Origin of the sequence: Caenimonas terrae (assembly GCF_042655405.1) — a bacterium.
Classification (GTDB): domain Bacteria; phylum Pseudomonadota; class Gammaproteobacteria; order Burkholderiales; family Burkholderiaceae_C; genus Ramlibacter; species Ramlibacter terrae_A.
Map to the genome: position 1 here is coordinate 22,221 of NZ_JBHSMF010000003.1, position 17,848 is coordinate 40,068.

Below are 17,848 nucleotides of genomic sequence, written 5' to 3' on the forward strand. Positions count from 1 at the left end.
CGTCCGCCTGCAAGAATGGGAGGTTTGCGAACCTCCCATTTTTTTCGCCCCGCACCCATGGACCTCGCCAATTTCCTGATCCAGCTTCTCAACAGCGTGCAGTACGGCCTGCTGCTGTTCATGCTGGCGGCCGGCCTGACGCTGATCTTCGGCATCATGGGCGTCGTCAACCTGGCGCACGGCAGCTTCTACATGCTGGGTGCCTACCTGGCGTGGTGGCTCTCCAGCATGACCGGCAGCCTGGCGCTGGCCATCGCCGGCGGCGCCGTGCTGTCGGTCGTGTTCGGGCTGGCGCTGGAGCGGCTGCTGTTTCGCCACTTCTACCACCGCGACCACCTGGACCAGGTGCTGCTCACCTTCGGGCTGATCTACATCTTCGAGGAACTGCGCTCGATCTTCTGGGGCGACGACGTGCACGGCGTGAAGATCCCGGACCTGCTGTCGGCGTCGATCCCGCTGACGGAGAACCTGTCGTATCCCGTGTACCGCCTGTTCATCTCCGCCGTCTGCATCGCGCTGGCCGCCGGCCTGTACCTGCTGATCTCCAGGACCCGCCTGGGCATGAAGATCCGCGCCGGCGCCTTCAACCGCGAGATGGCCGAGGCGCTGGGCGTGAACATCAAGCTGATCTACGCCGTGGTGTTCGGGCTGGGCGTGGCCCTGGCCAGCGTCGCCGGCATGGTGGCTGCGCCGATCTCCAGCGTCTATCCGAACATGGGCTCGCAGGTGCTGATCATGTGCTTCGTGGTGGTGGTGATCGGCGGCATCGGCTCGGTGCGCGGCGCGCTGATCGCGGCGCTGCTGGTCGGCCTGGTGGACACCTTCGGCAAGGTGCTGCTGCCCTCGGTGGCCGGCATGCTGGTCTACATGCTGATGGCGGCCGTGCTGCTGTGGAAGCCGGAAGGCCTGTTCAAGCAATGAAGGCCAACCTCGAAGTCCTGCCCCGCAGCCTGCAGGCGGTGGTGGCGCTGGCGCTGCTGGCGCTGCTGGCCTTTCCCTTGGTCGGCAGCGAGTTCTACGCCGGCATGGTGGTGCAGATGATGATCCTGGGCATCTTCGCGATGAGCCTGGATCTGCTGCTGGGCGTGACGGGGCTGGTGTCGCTGGGCCACGCCGTGTACTTCGGCCTGGCCGGCTACGCGCTGGCCTTCCTCACGCCGGCCGACGCCGGCGCCAGCCTGTGGTGGACCCTGCCGGCGGCGATGGCGGCGTCGGCGCTGGCGGCGCTGGTGATCGGCTTCTTCGTGGTCCGCACCCGCGGCATCTACTTCATCATGGTGACGATGGCCTTCGCCCAGATGGTGTTCTTCCTGTTCTTCGACAACAAGGCGCTGGGCGGCTCGGACGGCATCTACGTCAACTTCAAGCCGGGTGCCGTCGTGTTCGACCTGGAGCACAAGCTGGTCTTCTACTACTTCACGCTGGCGCTGCTGGTGCTGGTCTACGCCTTCCTGCGTCGGCTGCTGTTCAGCCCCTTCGGGCGGGTGCTGGCGGGCATCCGCATCAACGAGCACCGGATGCGCGCCATGGGCTACGGCACCTTCGGCTACAAGCTGGCGGCCTTCACGCTGGCCGGCGCGCTGGCCGGGCTGGCCGGCTACCTGTGGGGCGCGCGCACCGGCTTCGTCAACCCCGAGCTGATGGGATTCCAGATGAGCGCGCACGCCATCATGATGGTGATCCTGGGCGGCATGGGCAACTTCGCCGGCGCCATCGCCGGCGCCTTCGCCTTCGAGTACCTGCTGCTGGTGTTCAAGGACCTGCCCACGGTCGGCGCGGTGAACCTGGGCAAGCACTGGCAGCTGTGGATGGGCCTGTTCATCGTGCTGGTGGTGGTGTTCGCGCCGCGCGGGCTGATCGGACTGGTGGAGCGCTTCATCCACCGCAAGGACGGCCGCCGTGAGTGAAGTGCTGCTCGAGGCCAGCCGGCTGACCAAGCGCTTCGGCGGCCTGGCCGCCGTCAACGACGTGTCGGTGCGGCTGGAGCTGGGCCGCATCCACGCCGTCATCGGCCCCAACGGCGCCGGCAAGTCGACGCTGACCAACCTGCTGTCGGGCGACCTGGCGCCCAGCACCGGCAGCATCGTGCTGGGCGGCGCCGACGTCACCGGCTGGACGCCCGAGCGGATCTCGCGCCAGGGCCTGGGCCGCAGCTACCAGAAGACCAACATCTTTCTGCCGTTCACGGTGTGGGAGAACGTGCGGCTGGCGGCGCAGTCGCGCGCTCCCCGTGCGGCCAGCTGGCTGCGCCGCGCCAGCAGTTTCGCCGACACCAACGCCCGGGCCGAACGCGCGCTGGAACTGGCGGGGCTGCAGGGCCGGCGCGACGCCATCGCCGGCACCGCCAGCCATGGCGAGCAGCGCCAGCTGGAGATCGCGATGACGCTGGCCACCGAGCCGCGGGTGCTGCTGCTGGACGAACCGCTGGCCGGCATGGGCACGGCCGAAGCCGAGCGCATGGTCGGCCTGCTGCAGCGGATCAAGCCCGGCCACGCGGTGCTGCTGGTGGAACACGACATGGACGCGGTGTTCGCGCTGGCCGACCGCCTGACCGTGATGGTCAACGGCCAGGTGATCGCCAGCGGCACGCCGGCACAGGTGCGCGCCGATGCCAATGTGCAGTCGGCCTATCTCGGGGAGGAGCACGGATGACATCCCCCGTTCGGGCTGAGCCCGTCCAAGCCCTTATCGACGCCAAGGGCCTCAACACCTATTACGACGCCAGCCACATCCTGCGCGGCGTGGACTTCTCGGTGGCGCGCAGCGAGACCATCGGCCTGATGGGCCGCAACGGCATGGGCAAGAGCACGCTGCTCAAGAGCCTGATGGGCATCGTCAGGCCGCGCTCCGGCACGGTGACGGTGATGGGCCGCGACATGACCGGCCGCCCGCCCTACGAGGTTGCGCGGCTGGGCGTGGCCTACGTGCCCGAGGGCCGCGGCATCTTCGGCAACCTGAGCGTGGTGGAGAACCTGAAGATGGCCGCGCGCGCCGGCACCCGCGGCCAGCGCGACTGGACCTACGAGCGCGTGCTGGAGACCTTCCCGCGCCTGCGCGAGCGCCTGGGCCACGGTGGCCAGCAGCTGTCCGGCGGCGAGCAGCAGATGCTGACCATCGGCCGCGCGCTGATGACCAATCCCGACGTGCTGATCCTGGACGAGGCGACCGAAGGCCTGGCGCCGCTGGTGGCGCGCGAGATCTGGCGGATCTGCGGACTGATCCGCGCGTCCGGCATCTCCAGCGTCATCGTCGACAAGAACTGGAAGCACGTCACGCAGATCACGGACCGCAACGTGATCCTGGTCAAGGGCGAAGTGGTCTTCGCCGGCAGCTCCGAGGAACTGCGGTCGCGGCCGCAGTTGCTGGAGCAATACCTGGGCGTGTAAAGGGCGCGTCCGCGGGAAGCAGAAGCATGGGTTCCGGCGCAAGGCCGGGGCGACAAAGGCGCTACAGCAGCGGCCGCAACTCGCGCGCGGCCTCCAGCAGCAGCGGCAGCAAATCGCGCTGCATCGTACGCGGCTCCAGCCGCTGGGCGGAGGTCACGACGTTGAGCGCGGCCACCGTCTGGCCCTGCATGTTGCGCAGCGGGACGGCCAGCGCATGGACGCCGATCTCGTGCTCCTCCTGCGCGACGCAGAAGTCGTCGGCCCGCACCTGCTCGATGATGGCGCGCAGGGCCTTCGGGTCCACGGTGGTGTGCGCCGTCAGCCGCGGCAGCTCCCGGCCCTTCATCCAGGCGTTGAACTCCGTCTTCGTCTTCGCCGCCAGCAGCACGCGGCCGGTCGAGGTCGCATGGGCCGGAAGGCGCGCGCCCAGGTGCAGCCCGTAGGCCAGCACCGCGTTGGAGCCGCTGCGCGCCACGATCACCACCGAGGCGCCATCCAGCACCACCGCCGAGACCGGCTCGCCGGCCAGCGCCGACAGCCGGTTGAGCGTGGGCTGCAGCAGGCGCGGCAGCCGCGCCGACGCCAGGTAGCTGCCGGAAAAGCGCAGCACCTTGGGCGCCAGCCAGAAGTAGCTGCCGTCGGTCTCCAGGTAGCCCAGGTGGGCCAGCGTCAGCAGGTGCCGGCGCGCCGCCGCCCGGGTGATGCCGGCGCGCTGCGCCGCCAGCGTCGCGTTCAGCCGCTGGCGCTCGGTGTCGAAGCTCTCCAGCACCGCCATGCCCTTGGCCATGCCCTCGATGAAATCCGCCTTCGCGATCGCCATGCCCACATCATGCCCGCATCCGAGGCTCTGCACGGTGATCGCGCAATCGCGGCGATGATCGCGCAAGGGCCGCCCTGCCCCGCTGGCGCCGCGCGGGCGGCGGGCCTAAGCTCGCTGCTCCACAGGAGACAAGCCATGAAAACCCAGGTTGCCATCATCGGTGCCGGCCCCTCGGGCCTGCTGCTCGGGCAGCTGCTGCACAAGGCCGGCATCGACAACGTGATCCTCGAGCGCCAGAGCGGCGAGTACGTGCTGGGCCGGATCCGGGCCGGCATCCTGGAGCAGGTGACGGTGGACCTGCTGCGCGAGGCCGGCGTCGGCGCCGGCGTCGACGGGCACGGCACGGTGCACCACAGCATCGAGCTGGTGTTCGGCGGCGCGCGCCATCCGATCGACGTCCACGGCCTGACCGGCGGCAAGGTGGTCACGGCCTATGGCCAGACCGAGGTGACGCACGACCTGATGGAGGCGCGCAAGGCAGCCGGCCTGGTCACCATCTACCAGGCCGCCAACGTCCAGCCGCTCGATTTCGACGGCAGCAAGCCGCGCGTCAGCTACGAGAAGGACGGGCAAAGCCATGTGCTGGAGTGCGACTTCATCGCCGGCTGCGACGGCTTCCACGGCGTCAGCCGCGCCAGCGTCAAGGACAAGGTCACCGAGTACGAGAAGGTCTATCCGTTCGGCTGGCTCGGCGTGCTGGCCGACGTGCCGCCGGTGTCGCCGCACGCCATCGTCTACGGCAACAGCGAGCGCGGCTTCTCCCTTTGCTCGATGCGCAGCCTCACCCGCAGCCGCTACTACGTGCAGTGCCCGCTGGACGACAAGGTGGAGGACTGGAGCGACCAGCGCTTCTGGGACGAGCTGCGCAGCCGGCTGGACCCGGAGCTGGCCGGCCGCATCGTCACCGGCCCCAGCATCGAGAAGAGCATCGCCCCGCTGCGCAGCTTCGTGGCCGAGCCGATGCGCTTCGGCCGCCTGTTCCTGGCCGGCGACGCCGCGCACATCGTGCCGCCCACCGGCGCCAAGGGACTGAACCTGGCGGCGTCGGACGTGAAGTACCTGTCGCGCGCCTTCATCGAGCATTTCAAGGACAAGAGTCCGGCGGGCATCGACAGCTATTCGCAGGTCTGCCTCAAGCGGGTCTGGAAGGCCGAGCGCTTCAGCTGGTGGCTGACCAGCCTGATGCACCGCTTCCCCGACACCGGCGGCTTCGACCAGAAGGTGCAGGAGGCGGAGCTCGATTACCTGGTCCACTCGCGCGCGGCCTCCACGGCCCTCGCGGAGAACTACGTCGGCTTGCCGCTCTGATAGCGCTGTCGTCCCCACAGGGGCTGTCATCCCAGTTTTGACCCGGGATCCATTTCCTCGCCCTCCAAGCCCCCGCGCATCGTTCGACCTCCGCGCGGACGGCGAGGCCGGACAGGGCGCAGCGCATCGGCACGGCGGCCGGTGCGGCGCCCCGGCTGCCCTGTGTTTTTCCGATTCCATGACGCGCCGCACCCTGCCCGGCCTCGCCGTCGACGATCCGGCGGCGCACGCGTGCCGACATCTCCCCCTGCGCGGCAGGTGGTGTCCGGCGCGGGCGATCTCTGCGGCGGCTGCGACATTCGGTCCGGGACCGGAGCGCGCTCAGCGCGCCTCGTTGTCTGACTCGTCGCACTTGTCCGAACAGAGGGGCCTTAGGCCCTCTGTGAGTTGTGCGACGCCGGTCCCGGACCGGATGTCGCAGCGAAGTCGGCGCGCCGCGCCGACCGCCGCAGTGTGAGCCCGCGTCGGGCACCGCCTGGCGCGCCGCGGGATGACGCTGCGCGTCACTCCCCCGACCAAACCGGCGGGCGCTTGGCGGTGAACGCCTGCACGCCTTCGCGAAAATCCTTGCTGCCGTAGGCGCGGCGGATCAGGTCTTCGGCATCGGGCAGGTGGTGCTGCTGCAGCCGCCGCAACGCCTCCTTGGCCACCGCCTGCGTCACCGGCGCCAGCGCGGCCAGTTGCTGCGCCAGGGCGACGCCCTGCCCTTGCAGCTCGCCGGCGTCGGCGACGGCGTGCAGGTAGCCGCAGGCCAGCGCCTCGCCCGCCGTGACCATCTCGGCCAGCAGCAGCATGCGCCTGACGCGCTGCGCGCCGAGGGCCTGCACCAGCCGCGCCATGTTGGACATCGACAGGCAGTTGCCCAGCGTCCTGGCGATCGGCACGCCGAACTTCGATTCCGGCGTGGCGATCCTGAAATCGCAGGCGGTGGCGATGGCGACGCCGCCGCCCACGGCCCAGCCCTCCACCAGCGCGATGGTCGGCATGGGCAGCGCCTCCAGCATGCCGATGCACGAGTCGATGCGCTGCTCGTAGGCCACCCCGGCATCGCCGCCCCTGAATTCCAGGAACTGCGCGATGTCGGTGCCGGCCACGAAGGCCTTGCCGCCGGCGCCGCGGAACAGCACCGCGCGCACCGAGCTGTCCTGGCGCAGCTGCTCGCACAGCACGCCGAGCTGGCCGTACATGGCCCAGGTCATCGCGTTGCGCTCCTGCGGCCGGTCGAAGGTGACCGTGGCCAGCGCGCCCGCGCGTTCGAGGTGGACCGTGCCTTCGCTCATGTGGCCTCCACGCCCGTCGAAGCCGGGCTGCCCCCCGAGGGGGCGTTCGATCGCCTGAAGCGGTTCTGCGCCGCGCTCATTCCGCGAACGCTCCGCCGGCCGCCAGCGCGGCGCGCTCGGCAGCGCCGATGCCCAGCTGCGCCAGCACTTCCTCGTTGTGCTCGCCCAAGAGCGGCGGATGGCGGCGCACCTGCTGCGGGGTGCCCGACAGCTTGACCGGGAAGCCGATGTTGGGCACCTTGCCTTCCACCGGATGGTCGATCTCCATCCGCATGTTCCGGGCCTTGGCGTGCTCGCTGCCGAAGGCCTCGGGGTAGGTCAGGATCGGCCCGGCCGGGATGCCTGCCTCCAGCAGCGTGGACACCCAGTAGTCCTTGGGCTGCTGGCGGAAGCTGCGCTCCAGTTCCTGCTCCAGCGCGGCGCGGTTGGCCAGCCGCTGCGAGATGGTGGTGAAGCGCGGGTCGTCGAGCAACTCCTCGCGCCCGAGCAGGATGCACAGCTTGGCCCACAGCTTCTGGTTGTTGGCGCCCATCACGAAGTAGCCGTCCGAACAGGCCATCGCCTGGTACGGCGCCGTCATCTTGTTGGAGGTGCCCAGCGGCTGCGGCTCCACGCCGGTGCCCCAGTAGTCGCAGATGTCCCAGACCGAGAACGACATCGCCGCATCGAACAGCGCCGCATCCACGTGCTGGCCCTGCCCGGTCGCCCTGGCACCGATGTAGGCCGACAGCGTGCCGTAGACCGCGAACAGCGCGCAGCCGATATCGGCCACCGGCACGCCGGCCTTCACCGGCGGCCCGCCCGGGTAGCCGGTGACGCTCATCACGCCCGACATGGCCTGCGCCATCAGGTCGAAGCCGGGCCGGTCGGCCCAGGGGCCGGTCTGGCCGAAGCCGGAGATGCTGGTGTAGACCAGCCGCGGGTTGATCTCCTTGAGCACCTCGTAGCCCAGGCCGAGCCGCTTCATCGCGCCGGGCCGGTAGTTCTCCACCAGGATGTCCGCCTCCCGCACCAGCCGCAGCAGCACCTCGCGCCCGGCCTCGGACTTGAGGTTGAGCGCCACGCTGCGCTTGTTGCGGTTCATGTTCAGGAAGCCCAGGCTGTCGTCGCCCTTCATCTTGAAGCCCATGGAGCCGCGGGTCTGGTCGCCGCCCTTGGGCGGTTCGATCTTGATGACGTCGGCGCCCAGGTCGCCCAGCAGCATGCAGGCGAACGGGCCGGCCATCACCTGGCAGATGTCCAGCACCTTCACGCCGGCGAGCGGCAACGGCCGTGCCGCGCGGGCGCCGCTGGCGCCCGTGTTGTCGTTGCTCACGTTGAATTCCTGGTCGCGGGCTACGCGTCCATCCTGACGTTGGCGTCCTTGACCACCTTGGCCCACTTGATGCCCTCGTCGCGGATGAACTGCGCGAATTTCTCGGCCGAGCCGCCGCCGTCCTCGGCGCCGTACTGGTCGAATTTCTCGATCACGTCCGGCATCGCCAGCACCTTGTTGATGTCCTCGTTCATGCGCCGCGCCATCGCCGGCTGCATGCCCTTGGGACCGACCAGGCCGTACCAGGTAGTGGCTTCGAAGCCGGGGAAGCCCGACTCGGCCATCGTCGGCACGTTGGGATGGCCCTTGGCGCGCTTCTGGCGGGTCTGGGCGATGGCGATCGCCTTGCCGCTCTGCACGTGCGGCGTGGCGGCCGTCATGGTGTCGAAGCTGTAGTTGATCTGGCCGCCGATCAGGTCGGTCAGCATCGGGCCCGAGCCCTTGTACGGGACGTGCAGGGCCTGCACGCCGGCCTGCAGCTTGAACATCTCCAGCGCCAGGTGCTGGGCCGAGCCGGTGCCGGCCGAGCCGAAGCTGACCTTGCCCGGGTTGGCCTTGCATTCGGCGACCAGCTGCGCCACGGTGCGCGACTTCTGGTGCTCGTTGCCGATCAGCAGGTTGGGCGTGACGCCCACCAGCACCAGCGGCGTGAAGTCGCGGTTGGCGTCGTAGTTCATCTTCGGGAACAGCGCCGGCGCGATGGCGTGGCTGTTGATGTGCGCCATCAGCAGCGTGTTGCCGTCGGGCGGCTGGTGGGCGACGTAGTCGGCCGCGATCACGCCGGTGGCGCCGGCGCGGTTCTCCACCAGGATGGTGGTCTTCCACATCTCGCCGAGCTTCTGGCCGATGACCCGGGCCAGGATGTCGGTGCCGCCGCCGGGCGCGAAGCCCACCACGATCTTCACCGGGCCGTTGGGCAGCGCCTGCGCCCTCAGCATGGGGGCGGCCGCCAGGGCGGCGGCGCCGACGGCGAATGTCCTGCGTCGAATCATGTGTTGTCTCCTGTTGCGGCAGCCTGAAATACGGCGTGGCCCGACTGTGGGCGATCCCCGGGGCGCCGGCAATCGTTGTTTTCCTTAGGCAGGATTCGCGGATTGCGATGCCAGCAGCACGTTGACCACGCTCTGCGCCGCCGAGGGCAGCACGCCGGCGGCCGGCCGGCACAGCACGAAGCGGCGGCTGGCCCAGGCGCCCTCGATCGGCAGCCGGCAGAACGCCGGGCCGCCGGCGATCGACTCCGCCACCGCCTGCGGCATCACGCCGATGCCGATGCCCTGGGCGATCATGGCCGCCATGCTGTCGAAGCTGCCGACCCGGATCGGGGTGCGCAGCACCCGGCTGGCGTCCGAGGCCTGGCGCTCCAGGTTGATCAGGATGGCCGAGCCCTCGTCCAGCGAGATCACGTCCCAGGCCAGGATGTCGGCCATGTCGACGCTGGACTGCTGCGCCAGCGGATGGCCGCGCGGCGCCAACACCACCAGCCGGTCGTCGCGGTAGGGCGAGGTCGGCATGCCGGCCGGCCCCAGGCTGCTTTCGTAGATGCCGACGTCGGCCAGGCCGCGGCTCATGGCCTGCAGCACGCCATGGCTGTTCATCTCCTGCAGGTCGATCCGCACGCCGGGGCAGGCCTGGGCACAGCGCAGGATGTCGGTCGGCAGGAACTGCAGCACCACCGACTTGCAGGCGGCGATCCGCACCACGCCCTTCTCGCCGTGCAGGTAGGAGGCGGCATCGTCCTGCATCCGGGCCGTCGTGTGCAGCATGGCGCGGGCATGCGCCAGCAGCGCGCGGCCGGCATCGGTCAGCGCCATGCCGTGCGGCAGCCGCCGGAACAGCGCCAGCTGGAACTGGCCCTCGAACTCCTGGATCCGGCGCGAAGCCGCGGCCGGCGCCAGGTGCATGCGCTCGGCCGCCTTGGTCACGCCGCCGAGTTCGGCGGTGGCGATGAACAGCCGCAGCGTGGTCAGGTCGAAGTGGATGCGGGCCGGCGCGGCCTCGGGCTTGCGGTCGGATGCCATCGGGGATGCACGCCGGGCGGCGCTAGCGGCGGGCCGGCCCGCGCCCCGGCAGCATCGACAGCAGCACGCCGTCGTGCAGCATGAAGTGGTGGAACAGCGCCGCCAGCGCGTGCGCCCCGGCCAGCCACAGGATGGCATCGCCCAGCCAGGTGTGGATCTCGGCCACCAGCGTGCCGGTGTCATGGGCGGGCGCCAGCCAGGGACCGATCTCCAGGCCGCCCAGCAGCGTCAGCGGATGGCCCTCCAGCCAGGCGCCCGCAACCGCGGTCAGCGGCACGGCGAACAGCAGCAGGTAGAGCCCCGCCTGCATGGCCCTGGCCGCCAGCCCCATCCAGCGCGCCACCTCGACCGGCTCGGGTCTGGTGTCCACCAGGCGCCACAGCAGCCGCAGGACCACCAGCGCCAGCACGCACAGGCCCAGCGTTTCATGCAGCTGGCGGTCGGCCGCGCGGGCGGCGGAATAGACCCGCTCCTCGGAGCCGCCGGGACCGTAGAGGAACGCCGCCAGCACCAGGGCGGCCGTGAGCCAGTGGAAGGCCTGGGCCACTGCGCCATAACGGGTGTTCGAGCTTGCCATGGCGCAATGATCGCCGATGCGGGGCGCCCGCGGCCAGCCTCAGTCGGCGAAGGCGCCGTTGGCCTTGATGATCGGACCCCACTTGTCGATCTCGGCCTTCAGCCAGGTCTGCAGCCCCTCGGGCGTGAGCTTGCTGTCGGACGCGACCTCGGCGCCCAGGTCGGCCATGCGCTTGACCACGTCCGGGTCCCGCAGCGCCGCCCGCACCGCCATGTTCATCTTCTCCAGGATCGGCTTGGGCGTTCCCTTTGGCGCGTAGATGCCGTGCCACACCAGCACCTCGAAGTCCTTCAGGCCCTGCTCGGCCAGCGTCGGCGCATCGGGCAAGGCCTTGATCCGGTTCTTGGTGGTGACGCCGTAGAACTTGACGCTGCCGGCCTTGATCTGCGGAATGGTCTGGGTGGTCTGGTCGCACAGCAGGTCCACCTGGCCGCCCAGCAGCGCATTCATCGCCGGCGCCGTGCCCTGGAACGGCACCGCCGTCAGCTTCACGCCGATGGCGCGCTCGAACATCATTCCGCACAGCTGCGAGACCGCGCCCAGGCCGGCGTTGGCCAGGTTGATCTTGCTGGCGTTGGCCCTGACGTAGGCGATCAGCTCGGGCAGGTTGTTGGCCGGGAAGTCCTTGCGCGCCAGCAGCGTCATCGGCACGTCCACCGCCTGGCTGATGTATTCGAAGTCCGTCAGCGGGTTGTAGGGCAGCTTGCGGTACAGCGCCGTGGAGGTCGCCATGCCGTTGTGGTGAATGAAAAAGGTGTACCCGTCCGGTTGCGCGCGGGCGACGAAGGCAGCCGCCACCGTGCCGCCGGCGCCGAGCTTGTTTTCCACCAGCACGGTCTGGCCCAGGGTCTTGCTCATCGAGGCGGCCAGCGAGCGCGCCACCACGTCGGTGGGCCCGCCGGCGGCGAACGGAACGACCAGCGAGATGGTCCGGGTGGGCCACGCGGTCTGCGCGGACGCGCCGGCGGCAAACAGTGCGGCCAGGCCGGCCAGGAGGAAGGTGCGGCGAACTTGCATCGGGTGGACTCCAGCATTGACAACGATGGCCGAGCCTAGCCCAGCCCGCGGCCGCGGCCATCGGTATGTTCCCCCACTGTCGGCGGCCTTCAGGCGCGCAACTCCAGCCGCGCCGCCATGGTCTTGTGGCCCTCGTGGTCCCGCACCCACAGGTCGGCGGCCGCCTGGCCATCGGGCCGGCCGCAGATGTCGAAGGGATGCAGGTCGAACACCGGCTTGAGCGCGCGGAACACGAAGGAGGAAGCCTGGCGTCCGGCGAACTGGCGCCCGCCCAGGCCCGCCAGCAGGGTCGCCAGCAGGGGGCCGTGGACCACCAGGCCGGGATAGCCTTCGACGCCGGTCACGTACTTGCGGTCGTAATGGATGCGGTGGCCGTTGAAGGTCAGCGCCGAGTAGCGGAACAGCAGCACGTCGTCGGGCACGACGCGCTCGCTCCACTGGCCCTGCGGCGCCGGCTCGCCGGCGGCCACGGCCGCGCCCGGCACCGGATCGGGCCGGTAGACGATGTCGTGGAACTCGCGCAGCGCCAGGCCACGCGGCGAGTGGATCTCGTGGCGCACCCGCACGAAGCACAGCGCGCCGCTGCGGCCGGACTTGAGCGCCACGTCGTCGATGGTGGAGACCCGCTCGATGGCGTCGCCCAGCCGCAGCGGATGGAAGAACTCCAGCTGGCCGCCGGCCCACATGCGGCGCGGCAGCGGCACCGGCGGCAGGAAGCCGCCGCGCCGGGGATGGCCGTCCGGCCCCAGCTCGCTCCGGCGCGCCGAGGGCAGGAAGTACAGCCAGTGCCACAGCGGCGGCAATTCCGCCGGCGCGGGGTCGGGCGGCAGGTCCAGCGTGGCGCGCAGCATGCGCACCGGCGCCGGCGTCACCTGGTCGTGCAGGGTTTCGGTGCGGCCGATCCAGGCCTTCAGGTCGTCAGCGGTCATCGGGAACTCCTCATAGCAGCAGAAAGGCGGCGCACGCGGTGGCGGTGGGCAGCAGCGCGCCAGCCAGCAAGCCGCCGGCGCCGATCGATTCATCGTTGAAGCCGCGCCGCAGCAGGGCGACGCCGGCCGGGTTGGGCGCGTTGGCGATCACCGTCAGGCCGCCGCCGGCGACCGCGCCGGCCACCAGCATGGCGCGGCTGTCGGCCGGCAGGTTGGGAATCAGCGAGCCGAGGTAGGTCAGCGCCGCGTTGTCGGTGATGGCCGTGAGACCCAGCGCGCTGAAGAACAGCGCCAGCGGCGCCAGCCCGGCCACCAGCGGCTGCAGCCACCATTGCTGCATGCCGCCCAGCACCACCAGCCCGGCCAGGAAGAAGCCCACCAGCAGGGCTTCCTTGAGCACCAGCGGATCCTGGTGGCGGGCATAGGCCTGGGTGAAGCCCAGGAAGAACAGGAACAGGCCCAGGAAGATCACCGGGTGGTGCGCCGTCGCCACCACCGCGGCCAGGAAGGCCAGGTGGACCAGGCTCACCGCCAGCGGCACCGGCCGGCGCTGGCCGTCGGCACCGGCCGGGTCCAGCCGCCGCGCCTCGGGTGCCAGCAGCACCACCACCACGCTGGCGTTGACCAGCACTGCCAGCAAGGCCTTCCAGCCGAACTCGCGCAGCATGAAGGCCGAATCCCAGTTCCAGGCCGCGGCCACCATCAGCACCGGCGGCGCCGCATAGGAGGTCAGCGTGCCGCCGATCGACACGTTGACGAACAGCACGCCCAGGGCGGCGTACTTCTTCCATTCCGGCATGCCGGGGCGGAACACGCTGGGCGCCAGCATCAGCGCGGCCAGCGTCATGGCGGCCGGCTCGGTGATGAGCGATCCCAGCAGCGGCACCAGCGCCAGGCCCAGCCAGATCTCGGTGACCTCCGCGCGGCCCGGCAGCCGCGCGGCCGACCAGCGCAGCAGCGCCTGCACCAGCTCCAGCACCGGGCGCGACGCCGCCACCACCATGATCACGAACACGAACAGCGGCTCCGCGTACTGGCGCGATTCGGCGTAGTCGATGGCCGGTCCGGCCCCGGAGACCAGCGCCATCGCCACGATCAGCAGCATGGCCCAGAAGCCGAACACCACCTCCACCTCGCCCAGCAGGTGGAACAGGCCGGCATGGCGCGGATGGCGGTGCGCCAGCGTGGCGAACAGCCTGGTGGCGAAGGTGTGGAGCAAGGCGGCGGCAAAGAGGGCGGCGGCGATCGCCTCGATCGGTTGGACTGGCATCTCTGCTAGTCTTGCACAAACGATTGCGCCCTCCCCACATGCCCAGCCAGCTCCGCGTTCTCCAGGGTTTCCGTGTCCTCAGCCTGGCGCTGAACCTGCCGGGCCCGGCGGCGCTGATGCGTTGCCGCAGGATGGGCGCCACCTGCGCCAAGCTGGAGCCGCCCGCGGGCGACCCGATGGGCCACTACAACCCAACCGCTTACGCACAGCTGCACGAAGGCGTCAGGGTGGTCCAGGCCGACCTCAAGAGCGCGGCCGGCCAGGCCATCCTGCACCGCGAACTGGCCAGGACCGACGTGCTGCTGACGTCCTTTCGCCCCTCGGCGCTGGCCAAGCTGGGGCTGGGCTGGAAGGATCTGCACACCCGCTATCCGCAGCTGTCGCAGGTGGCCATCGTCGGCGCCGCCGGCGCGCGCGCCGAAGAGCCGGGCCACGACCTGACCTACCTGGCCGACAACGGCCTGGTCGGCGGGCTGGAGCTGCCGGCCACGCTCTACGCCGACATGAGCGGCTCGCTGCTGGCCAGCGAGGCGGTGCTGCAGGCGGCGCTGGTGCGCAACGAACGCTATGGCGGCAGCGGCGAGAACCATCCGCAGGGCGCGCTGTTCGAGGTGGCGCTGGCCGATGCCGCGCACTATCTCTCGCTGCCGCGGCAGTGGGGCCTGACCACCGCCGACGGCGCGGTCGGCGGCGCGCACGCCGGCTATGCGGTCTATCCGTGCAGCGACGGCCGGGTGGCGGTGGCCGCGCTGGAGCCGCACTTTGCCGCGGCGCTGTGCCGGGTGGCCGGGGTGGCGGCGCCGGACCCGGCCATGCGTTCACCAGCCACCCGCGCCGCGATCGCCTCGTACTTCGCCGGCCGCACGCGCGACGAAATCGAGCGGGTCGCCCGCGAGCACGACTTGCCGCTGCACTGCATGGCCTGACGCCCCGGCGCTGGCCAGCCCCTGAGCCCGGCGGTTGCGCTTAAACTGCCCTGTTTACCCCCCCGCCGCGTCACTGTGCAAAGCAATTCCGCAGTCAATGTTCTGCTCGTCGACGACGAGCCCGCCAACCTGCTGGCGCTGGAGGTGGTGCTGGAGCCGCTGGGGGCCAACCTGGTGCGGGCCGTCTCCGGCGAGGATGCCCTGCGCAAGGCGCAGGACGCGGACTTCGCGGCGATCCTGATGGACGTGCGGATGCCCGGCATGGACGGCTTCGAAGCCGCCAAGCTGATCCGGTCGCGGCCGCGTTCGCGCGCCACGCCGATCATCTTCGTGACCGCGGACGGCTCCGAGCTGTCGGCGGAGGAAGCCTATTCCATGGGCGCGGTGGACTTCCTGACCAAGCCCCTGATCCCGGTCATCATCAAGGCCAAGGTGGCGTTCTTCATCGAGCTGCAGCGCGGCAAGGACGAACTGCGGGCCGCCGGACGCCGCGCCTCGCAGGAGCGCGCCTTCCTGGCGGCGGTGCTGGAGGCGATCGAAGACGGCGTGGTCGCCTGCGACGCCGACGGCAAGCTGACCCTGTTCAACCGCGCGACCCGCAGCTTCCATGGCCTGCCGCAGGACGCGCTGCCGCCCGAGCAATGGGCCGCGCATTACAGCCTGTTCCGCGAGGACGGCAGCCTGCTGCCGACGTCGGAGATCCCGCTGGCGCGCGCGCTGGCCGGCGAGCACGTCAGCGACCTGCGGATGGTGATCGCGCCGCACGGCGGCAACCCGCGCACGGTGGTCGCCAGCGGCCGGCCGCTGTACGACGACGACGGGCAGAAGCTGGGCGCCGTGGTGTCGATGCACGACGTCACGGCGGTGCGCGAGGCCGAACTGGCGCGCGAGGCGGCCGTGCGCGAACAGGGCCGGCGCGAAGAAGCCGAAGCGGCCGCCGAACTGATCAACGCCAGCAAGGAGCGGGTCCGGCTGGCCACCGAGGCCGGCGGCCTGGGCGTCTGGCTGTGGGAAACCGAGACCGACACCGTGGTCTGGGAGCACGACTGGCTGTACGACATGTTCGGCCTGCCGCGCGACGCCGAGCCGCTGAACGCGGCCCGCTTCGTCTCCGAGTTCCTGCATCCCGACGACCGGGATGCCTTCATGGCGGCGGCGGCGGCCACCATGGAGCGGGGTGAGCCCTTCCAGTTCGTCGGCCGCTTCTTCCGCCATCCGGACCATGAGGTGCGCTGGCTGGAATTCCGGGGCCGCCGCCAGATCGCCACCGACGGCGTGTTGCAGCGCGTCCTGGGCACCGCCGCCGACATCACCGAGCGCCACCGCTTCCAGGAGCGGCTGCGGGTGAGCGAAGAGCGCTACCGCGCGCTATTCGAGGCGATCGACGAGGGCTTCTGCCTGATCGACGTGATCTTCGACGCCCAGCGCCGGCCCATCGACTACCGCTTCCTGGAAATCAATCCCGCCTTCGCGCACCAGACCGGCCTGCAGGATCCGGTGGGCAAGCGCGTGACCGAACTGGTGCCCGGCCACGAGTCCAAGTGGTTCGATGTCTACGGCCAGGTGGTGCTCACCGGGCAGCCGGTGCGCTTCATCGACGAGGCCCAGGCGATGGGCCGCTGGTTCGACGTCTACGCGGCCCGCCTCGGCGGCGCCGACAGCAGCACCGTGGCGGTGCTGTTCACCGACATCACGGCGCGCAAGCAGGCCGACGACGATCTGCGCCGGCTGGCCGCCGAACTGGCCGAGTCGGACCGCCGCAAGACGGAATTCCTGGCCACCCTGGCGCACGAGCTGCGCAACCCGCTGGCGCCGCTGTCCAGCGGCCTGCAGGTGATGCGGCTGTCGGCCTCGGACCCGGTCGCGATCGAGCGCACCCGCAGCATGATGGAGCGCCAGATCAACCACATGGTCCACCTGGTCGACGACCTGCTGGACATCGCCCGCATCTCCACCGGCAAGGTCGAATTGAAGAAGGAGCGGGTGGACCTGCAGACCGTGATCGCCAGCGCGGTGGAGACCAGCCTGCCGCTGATCGAAGCCGGCCGGCACGAGCTGCACGTTCAGATGCCGGACGAGGAGCTGATGCTCGACGTGGACCTGACGCGGGTGGCGCAGGTGGTGAGCAACCTGCTGAACAACGCCGCCAAGTACACGCCGGCGCGGGGACGCATCGGCCTGAGCGCCCACCGCGAGGGCGACTTCGTGGTGATCGCGGTGGCGGACACCGGCATCGGCATCCCGCCTTCGTCCATGCCCACCGTGTTCGAGATGTTCACCCAGGTCGGCCGCAACATGGAGCGGGCCCAGGGCGGGCTGGGCATCGGGCTGTCGCTGGTGCGGCGGCTGGTGGAGCTGCACGGCGGGACCGTGCAGGCCAGCAGCGAAGGCGTCGGCCGCGGCAGCACCTTCACCGTGCGGCTGCCGCTGGCGCCCGACACGCCGGCCGCCGCGCCCGGCCCCGCTCCATCGCGCCAGCCGGTGGCGGCGCCGACCGCGGCGCCACCGGCCGCTCCCGCGTTCGCTGTCGCCGCGCCCGCGCCGGCGCTGGCGCCCGACGATGCCGAGGGCGGACTGCGGGTGCTGGTGGTGGACGACAACACCGATGCCGCCGACACCCTGGGCGCGCTGCTGGACATGAGCGGGCATGCCACGCGCATCGCCAACGACGGCTACCAGGCGATCGAGGTGGCGCAGGCGTTCCAGCCGCAGGTGGTGTTCCTGGACATCGGCCTGCCCGGCATGAACGGCTACGAGGTGGCGCGCAAGCTGCGCGAGTTGCCCGGCATGGACCGCGCCTTCCTGGTCGCCCTCACCGGCTGGGGCGCGCGCGAGGACCGCGAGCGCTCCAGCGAAGCCGGCTTCGACCACCACCTGACCAAGCCCGCCGACATGGGCGCGGTGGAGACGCTGCTGTCGAACCTGGCGCGGGTGGATTGAGCTGGTTGTCGTCCGGACTTGATCCGCGACCCAGACGCTGGCGTATACGGCAATACCGTCGA

General features: G+C 70.5%; 16 protein-coding genes. 7 read left to right on the top strand and 9 right to left on the bottom strand.

Translation table 11 applies throughout. The features are described from left to right. Nucleotides 1-57: 57 nt before the first annotated feature. Genes ACFPOE_RS04540 through ACFPOE_RS04555 form a run of 4 tightly spaced genes read left to right on the top strand, consistent with a single transcriptional unit; the run spans nt 58 to nt 3,386 of the window. Entirely contained in the window at nt 58-921 is an 864-nt protein-coding gene (locus ACFPOE_RS04540) for a branched-chain amino acid ABC transporter permease (RefSeq protein ID WP_376848827.1), read from the top strand. Further along, complete coding sequence (locus ACFPOE_RS04545; RefSeq protein WP_376848828.1) at nt 918-1,907, top strand: branched-chain amino acid ABC transporter permease; 990 nt, start codon at nt 918-920, stop codon at nt 1,905-1,907. Before ACFPOE_RS04540 ends, ACFPOE_RS04545 begins: the two co-directional genes overlap by 4 nt. Then, nucleotides 1,900-2,652, top strand: a complete 753-nt coding sequence (locus tag ACFPOE_RS04550; RefSeq protein WP_376848829.1) for an ABC transporter ATP-binding protein — start codon at nt 1,900-1,902, stop codon at nt 2,650-2,652. The genes ACFPOE_RS04545 and ACFPOE_RS04550 overlap by 8 nt, the downstream gene beginning before the upstream one ends. After that, nucleotides 2,649-3,386 carry an ABC transporter ATP-binding protein gene (locus ACFPOE_RS04555; protein WP_376848830.1) on the top strand — a complete coding sequence of 246 codons (738 nt, stop codon included), beginning with the start codon at nt 2,649-2,651 and terminating at the stop codon, nt 3,384-3,386. The genes ACFPOE_RS04550 and ACFPOE_RS04555 overlap by 4 nt, the downstream gene beginning before the upstream one ends. A gap of 61 nt (nt 3,387-3,447) precedes the next feature. Here the strand turns inward: ACFPOE_RS04555 and ACFPOE_RS04560 are convergent, their stop codons facing one another. After that, nucleotides 3,448-4,206, bottom strand: a complete 759-nt coding sequence (locus ACFPOE_RS04560; RefSeq protein WP_376848831.1) for an IclR family transcriptional regulator domain-containing protein — start codon at nt 4,204-4,206, stop codon at nt 3,448-3,450. Between the two features lie 135 nt (nt 4,207-4,341). On the opposite strand from ACFPOE_RS04560, the gene pobA reads away from it, so the two are divergent. After that, nucleotides 4,342-5,514, top strand: coding sequence for a 4-hydroxybenzoate 3-monooxygenase (pobA, locus tag ACFPOE_RS04565; RefSeq protein ID WP_376848832.1), 1,173 nt, complete (start codon nt 4,342-4,344; stop codon nt 5,512-5,514). Nucleotides 5,515-6,017: 503 nt separating this feature from the next. Here pobA and ACFPOE_RS04570 read toward each other — a convergent pair. From ACFPOE_RS04570 to ACFPOE_RS04605, 8 genes are all read right to left on the bottom strand, one after another. Then, nucleotides 6,018-6,794 (bottom strand): enoyl-CoA hydratase/isomerase family protein, encoded by a 777-nt coding sequence (locus ACFPOE_RS04570; RefSeq protein ID WP_376848833.1) that lies wholly within the window; start codon nt 6,792-6,794, stop codon nt 6,018-6,020. 76 nt (nt 6,795-6,870) lie between these two features. Beyond that, entirely contained in the window at nt 6,871-8,109 is a 1,239-nt protein-coding gene (locus ACFPOE_RS04575) for a CaiB/BaiF CoA transferase family protein (protein WP_376848834.1), read from the bottom strand. A 20-nt stretch (nt 8,110-8,129) separates the two neighbouring features. Further along, nucleotides 8,130-9,098, bottom strand: coding sequence for a Bug family tripartite tricarboxylate transporter substrate binding protein (locus ACFPOE_RS04580; RefSeq protein ID WP_376848970.1), 969 nt, complete (start codon nt 9,096-9,098; stop codon nt 8,130-8,132). 87 nt (nt 9,099-9,185) lie between these two features. Then, a complete protein-coding gene (locus ACFPOE_RS04585; protein ID WP_376848835.1) occupies nt 9,186-10,127 on the bottom strand; it encodes a LysR substrate-binding domain-containing protein in 942 nt (313 codons plus the stop codon). 22 nt (nt 10,128-10,149) lie between these two features. Continuing rightward, a complete protein-coding gene (locus ACFPOE_RS04590; RefSeq protein WP_376848836.1) occupies nt 10,150-10,704 on the bottom strand; it encodes a cytochrome b in 555 nt (184 codons plus the stop codon). 39 nt (nt 10,705-10,743) lie between these two features. Beyond that, nucleotides 10,744-11,721, bottom strand: a complete 978-nt coding sequence (locus tag ACFPOE_RS04595) for a tripartite tricarboxylate transporter substrate-binding protein (RefSeq protein ID WP_376848837.1) — start codon at nt 11,719-11,721, stop codon at nt 10,744-10,746. 89 nt (nt 11,722-11,810) lie between these two features. Continuing rightward, complete coding sequence (locus ACFPOE_RS04600; RefSeq protein WP_376848838.1) at nt 11,811-12,650, bottom strand: HTD2 family dehydratase; 840 nt, start codon at nt 12,648-12,650, stop codon at nt 11,811-11,813. Nucleotides 12,651-12,660: 10 nt separating this feature from the next. Then, on the bottom strand, nt 12,661-13,920 hold the full coding sequence (locus tag ACFPOE_RS04605) for a putative Na+/H+ antiporter (protein WP_376848839.1): 1,260 nt from the start codon (nt 13,918-13,920) through the stop codon (nt 12,661-12,663). 38 nt (nt 13,921-13,958) lie between these two features. Between ACFPOE_RS04605 and ACFPOE_RS04610 the strand changes: the two genes are divergently transcribed. Continuing rightward, a complete protein-coding gene (locus ACFPOE_RS04610) occupies nt 13,959-14,846 on the top strand; it encodes a CoA transferase (protein ID WP_376848840.1) in 888 nt (295 codons plus the stop codon). A 75-nt stretch (nt 14,847-14,921) separates the two neighbouring features. Next, the gene (locus ACFPOE_RS04615) at nt 14,922-17,786 is read left to right on the top strand and encodes a response regulator (RefSeq protein WP_376848841.1); all 2,865 of its coding nucleotides are present in this window, start codon (nt 14,922-14,924) and stop codon (nt 17,784-17,786) included. Nucleotides 17,787-17,848: the final 62 nt, after the last annotated feature.